The sequence below is a fragment of the Streptomyces alkaliphilus genome, assembly GCF_014141535.1.
GTDB classification, from domain to species: Bacteria; Actinomycetota; Actinomycetes; order Streptomycetales; family Streptomycetaceae; genus Streptomyces; species Streptomyces alkaliphilus.
In genome coordinates, this window is record NZ_VKHT01000094.1 from 1 (window position 1) to 9,114 (window position 9,114).

Sequence of the window (9,114 nt, forward strand, 5' to 3'; positions counted from 1 at the left end):
GGACGCGACCGGCGCCGGTCGGAACGGGCATCCGACCGGCGCCGTAACCGCGGCGGGAGCGCCGCGGTCGGGTCGGGGTCAGCCGATGGGCAGGCCGCCGAGCAGGCCGCCCTGGCCGCCGGCGAGCGGGCCGCCGCCGGGCAGGCCGTCGATCGGCACGGCGATCGGCAGGCCCGCGCCGCTCGGCTTGGGCAGGGGCAGCCCGTCCTTGGGCAGGTTGCCGTTGGCCAGGCCGCTGCCGGCCAGCGCGCCGACGGTTTCCCCGAGCACCGCCGCACCGCTGCCGGCGGCCCCGCCGACGGTCTCCTGCGCGGCCGGGGTCGCGCTGCGGGTCGCGGCGCCCAGGACCTTGCCGGTGGCGGGCACGGCGGTCTTCACGGCCTCGCCGGCGGCCTCGCCGGCGAGGGCGGTGCCCTTCTGCATCGCGCCGTCGAGCGCCTCCCCGGCGGCGGCGCCGTCCAGGGCGCTCAGCCCGCCGAGGTCGCCCTGCGCGGGCTCCAGGGCGTGCGCGACCCCGGCTGCTCCGGCGACGGGTGCGGCGCCGGCGGCGATCACCAGCGCGGCGCGGGCGATGTGGCGCTTGAGGGGGTGGGACATGATGCTCCTTGGCGAGAGATGCGCGTTCGAGGACAGATGCGGTTCGACGGGATAACCCGATCGGGCGCGTCCTGCCTATCGCCGAAACCGGTGCCGAGGTTGCGGCCTGTCGGGGTAAAGTATTGGTAACGCTCTGTAATTATCATTTCTTCTACCTCGATGGGAATCCGAACGAGGGAACCCGGAGGCGCCGCCTTGACGTGCGGGCGTGTCCCGGGGCGACCTTCCGGGCCGGGGGCCAACGCCGCCACGCGATCCGAACCTCCGTGCCGGCGGGAGCGCCACGGTCGGCCCCGCGCGGGGCTCCGGCCCCGCCTCGTGGCGCGCCACCCATGACAAGGGGTAACCGGAAGGGGATGGAAAGACATCCTCCCGGCGGGGGTTCCGGCACCCGGTAGCGTGACCCGACATGCACGCACTACCCCACTCCACCGGAACCGCCGGCGCGCCCCTGGACCTCTCGGTGGACGCCGCCGAACTCACCGCCCGCCTCGTGGACATCCCCTCGGTGAGCGGGGACGAGAAGCCCCTCGCCGACGCGGTGGAGGCGGCCCTGCGCGGGCTGCCCCATCTGCGGGTGGACCGGTACGGCAACAACGTGGTCGCCCGCACCGCCTCGGACCGCTCCGAGCGGGTGGTGCTCGCCGGGCACCTCGACACCGTCCCCATCGCCGAGAACGTCCCCTCCCGGCTGGACGCCGACGGTGTGCTGTGGGGGTGCGGCACCTGTGACATGAAGTCGGGGGTCGCCGTGCAGTTGCGGATCGCCGCGACCGTCCCCGAGCCCAACCGGGACCTCACCTTCGTCTTCTACGACAACGAGGAGATCGCCGCCGAGCACAACGGTCTGGGACACCTCGCCGAGCACCGACCCGAGTGGCTGACGGCCGACTTCGCGATCCTCCTGGAGCCCTCCGGCGGGGAGGTGGAGGGCGGCTGCCAGGGCACCCTGCGCGTCGAACTCCACCTCACCGGCAGACGCGCCCATTCGGCCCGTTCCTGGATGGGGGAGAACGCGATTCACGCCGCCGCCCCGGTGCTGGCCCGGCTCGCCGGGTACCGGCCGCGCCGACCGATGGTGGACGGCCTGGAGTACCGGGAGGGCCTGAACGCGGTGGGTATCACGGGCGGGGTGGCCGGCAACGTCATCCCCGACGCCTGCGTGGTCACCGTCAACTACCGTTACGCCCCCGACCTGGACGAACCCGCGGCGCTCGCGCACGTGCGGGAGGTCTTCGCCGACTGCGACATCGCGGACTTCGTCGTCACCGACCACTCGCCGGCCGCCCGCCCGGGCCTGGAGCACCCGGCCGCCCGTGCCTTCATGGCGGCGGTCGGCGGCACGGCGCGTCCCAAGTACGGCTGGACCGACGTGGCACGGTTCGGCGCGCTCGGGGTCCCGGCGGTCAACTACGGGCCGGGCGAGCCGACCCTGGCGCACCGTCGGGACGAGCGGGTGGACACGGCGGTGGTGCGCCGGTGCGAGGAACGCCTGCGGGCCTGGCTGACCGGTCCGACGGGGGAGTGAGTCGCTCCGACGGCGACGCGTCACGCCCGAGCGGGGCGTGAAGGCGTCCGGATCCGCCCCCGGGGCCCGGTGGGGGCGCGCCGGACGGTCCCCGCGCGTTCACCCGCGCGTAGCGGGCCCCGCCGGTGCGCGGCGTAGGCTGCCGGAGATCCCCTCGTGCCACCGGGGGCCGGACCGTCGGCACGGGTGGATCGACCGTACGGCAGCGAGGAGCGGATATGAGCAGCGCGAAGCACACCCCGGGGGACACCCCCGACCCCACCGCTTTCCGGGACGCCGTCCACCGGCGCGAGCAGCACCTGGGCCCGGTCGTGCGCCGTCGCGACCAGATGGTGCCCGGCACCACCGACCAGCGCCTGCTGGACACCCAGGGCCCCTCCGACTGGCTGCACGAGGACCCGTGGCGGGTCATGCGGATCCAGGCGGAGTTCGTGGAGGGCTTCGGGGCGCTGGCCGAACTGGGTCCGGCCATCAGCGTCTTCGGGTCCGCCCGCACCGCGCCCGGCAGCCCCGAGTACGAGTTGGGGGTGCGGATCGGTCGCGCGCTGGCCGAGGCCGGCTACGCGGTGATCACCGGTGGTGGTCCCGGCGCCATGGAGGCGGCGAACCGGGGCGCCCTGGAGGCGAACGGCGTCTCCGTCGGCCTCGGGATCGAGCTCCCCTTCGAGCAGGGGATGAACGAGTACGTCGACCTCGGCGTCAACTTCCGCTACTTCTTCGTCCGCAAGACGATGTTCGTGAAGTACGCGCAGGGCTTCGTCGTCCTGCCCGGCGGGTTGGGGACCCTGGACGAGCTCTTCGAGGCGCTGACGCTGGTGCAGACCGGCAAGGTCACCCGTTTCCCCATCGTGCTGGTCGGCACCGACTACTGGAGCGGCCTGGTGACCTGGGTGCGCGAGACGCTGATCGCCCGGGGCAAGGCGTCCCCGAGGGACGAACACCTCTTCCACCTGACCGACGACGTCACCGAGGCGATCGAGCTGGTCACCAAGGTCACCCGCTGATCGGCTCCGGCCCGCGCCGCGGCGCGGGCCGGGCCCGGCCGCCCGTGTCGGGCGGGGCCGGTGGTCAGGCCAACCCGCGCCGCGCCACCCGCGGCTCGCGCCGCCCGGCGATCGCCGCCACCATCTCCACCACCTGCCGGGTCTCCGCCACCTCGTGCACCCGGTAGACCCGGGCGCCCAACCAGGCCGAGATCGCGGTGGCCGCCAGGGTCCCGATCAGTCGCTCCCGGACCGGCAGGTCCAGCGTCTCGCCGACGAAGTCCTTGTTGGACAGGGACACCAGCACCGGGAAGCCCGTCCCCGTCATCTCGTCCAGCCGCCGGGTGGCCTCCAGCGAGTGTCGGGTGTTCTTCCCGAAGTCGTGGCCGGGGTCGATCAACACCGCGTCCCGCCGCACGCCCAGGGCCACCGCCCGTTCCGCCAGCGCGGTGGTGCGGGCGATGATGTCCGCCATCACGTCCGGGTGGGAGACCCGGTGCGGGCGGGTGCGCGGCGCCGCGCCGCCGGTGTGGGTGCACACCAGCCCCACCCCGTGGCGGGCGGCGACCTCCGCCAGGCGCGGGTCCGTCCCGCCCCAGGCGTCGTTCAACAGGTCCGCACCGGCCTCGCAGGCCGCCTCGCCCACCTCGTGCCGCCAGGTGTCCACGCTGATCACCACGTCCGGGTGCCGGTCGCGCACCTCGGCGACGAAGCCGGCGGTGCGGCGGATCTCCTCGGCGGCGTCCACCTCCTCGCCGGGGCCCGCCTTCACCCCGCCGATGTCCACGATCGCCGCGCCCTGGTCGATCGCCTCGGCCACCCGCTTGAGCGCCGGCTCGTCCGCGAAGGTCGCCCCCCGGTCGTAGAAGGAGTCCGGGGTGCGGTTCACGATGGCCATGATCACCGGTTCGTCCGGACCGAATTCGCGGGTTCCCAGTCGCAGCATGCTGCGAGAATACGGCGGCCGTGACACGATCGACGGCGGCCCGGGGCGGTCGGCCCGGGGAGGGACAGGGGAGACGCGGCGATGTTCTGGTGGTTGATGGCGGCGATGGTCGTCGTGGTCGGCGGGGTCACGCTGGCCGTGCTCGGCAGCGGTGACGGTTCCGGCGGGCCGGTCTCCGGCGGATTGCCGGACGCCGAACCCGACCGACCGCACGACCCGTTGCCGGCCGACCGGCCGGTGGCGCCCGCGGACGTGGTGGCGATCCGGTTGCCGGTGGCGCCGCGCGGCTACCGGATGGCCGAGGTTGACGAGGTGCTGGACCGGCTCGCCGCCGAACTGGCCGAGCGGGACGCCCGGATCGCCGAACTGCGCGCCGAACTGCGCGCCCGACCGGTGGGGGAGCGGGCCGCCGCGCACGCCGAGGCCGGCGGGACGGCGGGTCCGGGCGACGCCCCCACCGGCGCCGACGGAACCGCGGGCGACGGTCGGGGCTGAGGGGTGGCACGCCCGGGGCGTTCCCCCGGGACGCGGGGACGCCCCGGGGACCCGACGTTCAGCGCCCGAGGAAGCGGGGGGGCCGCTTGGCGACGAACGCGTTCACCGCCTCGCGGTGGTCCTCGGTCGCCCCGGCCCGGGCCTGCAACCGGCCCTCCAGCTCCAGGGTCTCCGCCGCCGTGTGGGTCGCGCCGAAGGCCATCGCCTCCTTGATGCCCGCGTACGCCACCGTCGGCCCCCGGGCCAGGTCGCGGGCGATCTCCAGCGCCACCGTCGGCAACTCCTCGTCCGGCACCACCCGTTGCACCAGCCCCAGCCGCTCGGCCCCGGCCGCGTCCAGGGTGCGCGGGAAGTACAGCAGGTCCGCCGCCCGCGCCGGGCCGACCAGGCGCGGCAGGGTCCACGACAGACCCGAGTCGGAGGCCAGGCCCACGCCGGCGAAGGCCGTGGTGAAGCGGGCCCCCGCCGCCGCCACCCGGTAGTCGGCGGCCAGCGCGAAGCCCATACCGGCGCCCGCCGCGGTGCCGTTGATCCCGGCCACCACCGGCTTGGGCATCTCCAGGATGGCGCGGGTGATCGGGTTGTAGTGCTCGGCCACGGTGTCGAGGGCGGCGCCCCGATCCCCGTCGCCGGAGTCGCGGGCGGCCAGGGTCCCGGCGTGTTCGCGCAGGTCCTGCCCCACGCAGAAGGCGCGTCCGACACCGGTGAGCAGGACCGCGCGGACCTCCGGGTCGGCGGCGGCGTCGAGGAGGGCGTCTCGCAGCGCCACCTTGGTGGCGGTGTCCAGCGCGTTCATCGCGTCCGGACGGTTGAGGGTGATGGTGGCGAGGTGGTCGGTGAGGTCGTGGAGAACGGTGTCGGCCATGGGGAACAGCATGGCGCACCACCCCGATCGGGGGAACGCCGGCGTGCCGACCGGTCGGTCACATCCGCTCCCGGGTCGATCGGGCGGGATCGGGGAGTTTGCCGGATTGCCGTGCTTTTGCGAGTGCGTGTTGTCGAAGGAAGATCCGTCGGGGTTGGTCATCGACTCCCCCGATGCGGGATAATGAGCGGGAAGCAATCTGTTCGAGGTCGGCGACGGATCGATCGCCGATTGCGATGAGCTGGTTTCAGGAAGGGGAACGAGCATGGCGGCCATGAAGCCGCGGACGGGCGATGGCCCGCTCGAGGTGACCAAGGAGGGGCGGGGCATCATCATGCGCGTTCCGCTCGAGGGTGGCGGGCGGCTTGTCGTCGAGCTGACCCCCGATGAAGCGGTGGCCCTGGACGAGGAGCTGAAGAAGGTGTGCGGCTGAGTCCCACCGTGCCCGGTAACCCCGTGTGCCCGCCCCGGAACGTCCCGCGCGTTCCGGGGCGGTGACGTGTCCGCCCCCGATCCGCGCGCCCCCACCGGTCCCGGCGTCCCGGCGCGGCCCGGGACGGCTTTCCGCGCGGGAACGGTCGCGCGGCCCCGCCTCAGCGCCGGGCGGCGCAGAGCAGACCGTCGCCCACCGGTAGCAGGGCCGGTATCAACTCGTGGTTCTCCCGTATCGCCCGCAGCAGCTCCCGCAGCCGCCGTACCGAGGCGGGCGGGGCGGCGGTCGCCATGGTGCGTCCCTCGGCGAAGACCCCGGAGAAGCAGACCAGGCCGCCCGACCGCAACAACCGCAGCGACTCCTCCAGGCACTCCGGGTAGTCCCGCCGGTCGCCGTCGCAGAACATCATGTCGTAGCCCCCGTCGGCGAGCCGCGGGAGCACGTCCAGCGCCGGACCGGGGATGAGGCGCGCGCGGTTGGCCGCGAACCCGGCCGCGCGGAAGACCTGTCGGGCCACCTGCTGGCGATCGGTCTCGGTGTCGATGGTCGTCAGCACGCCGTCCGGACGCATCCCCTGGAGCAGATGGAGACCGGAGACGCCGGTACCGGTGCCGATCTCCACCACCGCCTTGGCGTTGGTGGCCGCGGCCAGCAGGCGCAGGGCGTCGCCGCAGCCCGGTGAGACGGGTCGCACGCCCGCCTCCGCCGCCCGTTCACGGGCCCGGGCCAGCGCGGCGCCCTCGGCCGAGGCGGCGTCCGGGGTGCCGTAAGCCTCGGCGAACGCCCAGCTGGTCTGCCGATTGCCGGTAATGGCCTTCTCCCGTCCCCGTCCGTCAGGCGCATCGACTGTATCGACTTCCCGGGGGAACCGGATGCGCGGACCACGCGTTGATCCCTCCGGGAGGGCGGGGCCCGCGTGTCGGGTCGGCGTTCCCGCACACCGACGGAACCACCTCGGCGGGACACCGGAAGCGATACCGGAGGAAACCCGGCGGGGCCGGAGAGGCCGGATGGACCGGCTGGACCGGAGAGGAAGGTGCGGTGGATGCGTTCGACGCGGAGGGCCGGGACCCCCGGCCGGCACCCCGGCCCGGGGGCCGTCGGGGTGCGCACGGTCGTTTATCCGGAGCTGACAGGGCAGGTGGCTATGGTAGGGAACCCGCTGGACACCACCAGAGCCGACAGGGGAGGTGCGGCCGCGTCCGGGGTCAGGGAGGCGCTGAACCGTTTCCTGCGGCCCACCGATCGGCCGAATTCTGTGACCGAGATCGCTGACCGCAGCCAGAACGCCCCCGTCGAGGTCCCGCCGGCGGTGCCCGGTGCCCGCGTCCCGGCGGAACGGCGTGCCGCCGGCGCCGAGGGGGCGCGGGCGGGTGCCGCGGTCGCCCCCTCTGCGGAAACCCCCGCGACCGGGGACGGGAGGGCCGGGGAGAGCGCCCCGGCACCGACCACCGCGACCTTCGCCACCGGCCCGGAGTCCGGCGCCTGGTCCCCGCCCAGCTGGGAGGAGATCGTCAGCACGCACAGCGCGCGGGTCTATCGGCTGGCCTACCGCCTGACGGGCAACCAGCACGACGCCGAGGACCTCACCCAGGAGGTCTTCGTGCGGGTCTTCCGCTCGTTGTCCACCTACACCCCCGGCACCTTCGAGGGGTGGCTGCACCGCATCACCACCAACCTCTTCCTGGACATGGTCCGGCGCAAGCAGCGCATCCGCTTCGACGCGCTCGGTGACGACGCGGCCGACCGTCTGCCCAGCCGGGAGCCCTCCCCCCAGCAGCACTACAACGACACCCACCTCGACGCCGACGTGCAGCAGGCCCTCGACACCCTCGCCCCGGACTTCCGGGCCGCCGTGGTCCTGTGCGACATCGAGGGGCTCAGCTACGAGGAGATCGCCGCGACCCTCGGCGTGAAGCTCGGCACCGTGCGCAGCCGCATCCACCGGGGACGGTCCCAGTTGCGCAAGGCGCTGCGCCACCGCTCCCCGCGCGGACGCGTGCGGCAGCCGGTCGCGGCCCTGGCCGGTGCCGGGGAGGGCGGAGCGGAGTGACCAGCGAGCACCATCTCGGCGACAGACTCGCCGCGTTCGTCGACGGGGAACTGTGCATCGACGATCGCGAGCGGGTCCTCGCCCATCTGGCGACCTGTGCCGGCTGTCGTGCCGAGGCCGACGCCCAGCGCAGGGTGAAGAGCTATTGCGCGGGCAGTGCCCTGCCGCCCCCGCCGCCGGCCCTGCTGGCCCGGCTGCAGGGGCTGTCCCTCCCGGGGCCCGACGCACCCACCGGGGAGGGGCCGTTCGCCGGTCCCGGCGCCCCCCCGTTCTCCCGACCGCGCCTCCCGTCGGCCGGTCCGGCGATGCCGGCCGCCGCGCCGCGTTCCCTGCCGGCCGCGGACGGCGCCGGCGTGCTGCGCCCGCCGGGCCACGGTTTCCGCATCCACCGTCCCGAACCGGTGCGGGGGCGCGGCCCCCGGCGTCTCGCCTTCGCCGCCGCCGGGGCGTTCTCCCTGGCCGCCGTCGCCATCGGCGGGGTGCTGGGCGCCGGGGCGGTCGGCTCACCCGGTGTCCCCTCCGCGTCCGGACCCACCCCGGGGGCCTCGGTCGCCGCGGGCGGCACCACCGCCCCCGCCGCCGGCGCCCGGCCCACGGCGGCCCGGGAGGCCCTGCGCGGGGTGCTCGGCGCCGGAGCCTCCTCCCGTTCGGGACAGCACCGGCTCGACAACGCGCCCCTGGCCGGTGGCTTCCCCGGCCCCACCCCGTACGTCGGGTCGTCGGTTTCCCCGGACCCGCCGACTCCGGTCCCGACGCCGCCGCGGTCCGGCTTCGTGCCGGTGGCGCGGGCGGTCACGGTGCCGCAGCCCTCCCCGTTGCCGCTCCCGGTGGTGGCGGACATGTTCGCCGACCTTCCCGGCTCCGTCGATCCGTACCCGGTGTTCCCCTCGGTCCCGATCGGCTCCGGGTCCCTCGGGTCGCCGGTTCCCCCGAACCGTGAGGACGCCCTCCGTGACCCGATTCCGGAGCATCCGCTGCCCGTCGCCACCGCCGGTCACGGTGGTGTTCCGAGCCCCCGCTGATTTCCCCGCCGCCACCTGATGTAATCCAGGGTGCGGTGCGCCGCGCGGAGACCCGACCGGAGGGGGCTGCCATGGATGAGACGAGGAGCGGCGCCGAGCCGTTGCACGGTCGCGACCCGTACGGCACGCCGCCCTACGGTCCACCGGGGCCGTGGGCCCCGGCCCCGCCCGTACAGCGGCCCGGCGCCACCC

At 74.8% G+C, this 9,114-nt stretch carries 10 protein-coding genes; 6 read left to right on the plus strand and 4 right to left on the minus strand.

The genetic code is table 11. The features are described 5' to 3' along the window. Window positions 1–78 precede the first annotated feature (78 nt). Window positions 79–597, minus strand: a complete 519-nt coding sequence (locus tag FNQ90_RS05500) for an ATP-binding protein (protein ID WP_182605226.1) — start codon at window positions 595–597, stop codon at window positions 79–81. Window positions 598–1,006: 409 nt separating this feature from the next. On the opposite strand from FNQ90_RS05500, the gene dapE reads away from it, so the two are divergent. Together dapE and FNQ90_RS05510 are read left to right on the plus strand one after the other, a co-directional pair. After that, on the plus strand, window positions 1,007–2,125 hold the full coding sequence (dapE, locus tag FNQ90_RS05505) for a succinyl-diaminopimelate desuccinylase (RefSeq protein ID WP_182605227.1): 1,119 nt from the start codon (window positions 1,007–1,009) through the stop codon (window positions 2,123–2,125). 218 nt (window positions 2,126–2,343) lie between these two features. Further along, the gene (locus tag FNQ90_RS05510) at window positions 2,344–3,129 is read left to right on the plus strand and encodes an LOG family protein (RefSeq protein ID WP_182605228.1); all 786 of its coding nucleotides are present in this window, start codon (window positions 2,344–2,346) and stop codon (window positions 3,127–3,129) included. Window positions 3,130–3,193: 64 nt separating this feature from the next. Here FNQ90_RS05510 and folP read toward each other — a convergent pair whose 3' ends face one another. Further along, entirely contained in the window at window positions 3,194–4,054 is an 861-nt protein-coding gene (gene folP, locus FNQ90_RS05515; RefSeq protein ID WP_143617751.1) for a dihydropteroate synthase, read from the minus strand. A gap of 81 nt (window positions 4,055–4,135) precedes the next feature. Between folP and FNQ90_RS05520 the strand changes: the two genes are divergently transcribed. Further along, window positions 4,136–4,549, plus strand: coding sequence for a DivIVA domain-containing protein (locus tag FNQ90_RS05520; RefSeq protein ID WP_182605229.1), 414 nt, complete (start codon window positions 4,136–4,138; stop codon window positions 4,547–4,549). Window positions 4,550–4,607: 58 nt separating this feature from the next. Here the strand turns inward: FNQ90_RS05520 and FNQ90_RS05525 are convergent, their stop codons facing one another. Continuing rightward, complete coding sequence (locus FNQ90_RS05525) at window positions 4,608–5,414, minus strand: enoyl-CoA hydratase-related protein (protein WP_182605231.1); 807 nt, start codon at window positions 5,412–5,414, stop codon at window positions 4,608–4,610. Window positions 5,415–5,679: 265 nt separating this feature from the next. Between FNQ90_RS05525 and FNQ90_RS05530 the strand changes: the two genes are divergently transcribed. Continuing rightward, entirely contained in the window at window positions 5,680–5,847 is a 168-nt protein-coding gene (locus FNQ90_RS05530; protein WP_103500878.1) for a DUF3117 domain-containing protein, read from the plus strand. Between the two features lie 160 nt (window positions 5,848–6,007). Here the strand turns inward: FNQ90_RS05530 and FNQ90_RS05535 are convergent, their stop codons facing one another. Then, window positions 6,008–6,721, minus strand: coding sequence for an O-methyltransferase (locus FNQ90_RS05535; RefSeq protein WP_143617761.1), 714 nt, complete (start codon window positions 6,719–6,721; stop codon window positions 6,008–6,010). Between the two features lie 438 nt (window positions 6,722–7,159). On the opposite strand from FNQ90_RS05535, the gene sigE reads away from it, so the two are divergent. Together sigE and FNQ90_RS05545 are read left to right on the plus strand one after the other, a co-directional pair. Beyond that, window positions 7,160–7,900 carry an RNA polymerase sigma factor SigE gene (gene sigE, locus FNQ90_RS05540; protein WP_407699308.1) on the plus strand — a complete coding sequence of 247 codons (741 nt, stop codon included), beginning with the start codon at window positions 7,160–7,162 and terminating at the stop codon, window positions 7,898–7,900. Continuing rightward, window positions 7,897–8,922 carry an anti-sigma factor family protein gene (locus FNQ90_RS05545; protein ID WP_182605230.1) on the plus strand — a complete coding sequence of 342 codons (1,026 nt, stop codon included), beginning with the start codon at window positions 7,897–7,899 and terminating at the stop codon, window positions 8,920–8,922. Before sigE ends, FNQ90_RS05545 begins: the two co-directional genes overlap by 4 nt. Window positions 8,923–9,114: the final 192 nt, after the last annotated feature.

Coding starts and splice junctions, on each gene's coding strand:
- FNQ90_RS05500 (WP_182605226.1), bottom strand. CDS start 597: ATGTCCCACCCCCTCAAGCGCCACATCGCCCGCGCCGCGCTGGTGATC.
- dapE (WP_182605227.1), top strand. CDS start 1,007: ATGCACGCACTACCCCACTCCACCGGAACCGCCGGCGCGCCCCTGGAC.
- FNQ90_RS05510 (WP_182605228.1), top strand. CDS start 2,344: ATGAGCAGCGCGAAGCACACCCCGGGGGACACCCCCGACCCCACCGCT.
- folP (WP_143617751.1), bottom strand. CDS start 4,054: ATGCTGCGACTGGGAACCCGCGAATTCGGTCCGGACGAACCGGTGATC.
- FNQ90_RS05520 (WP_182605229.1), top strand. CDS start 4,136: ATGTTCTGGTGGTTGATGGCGGCGATGGTCGTCGTGGTCGGCGGGGTC.
- FNQ90_RS05525 (WP_182605231.1), bottom strand. CDS start 5,414: ATGGCCGACACCGTTCTCCACGACCTCACCGACCACCTCGCCACCATC.
- FNQ90_RS05530 (WP_103500878.1), top strand. CDS start 5,680: ATGGCGGCCATGAAGCCGCGGACGGGCGATGGCCCGCTCGAGGTGACC.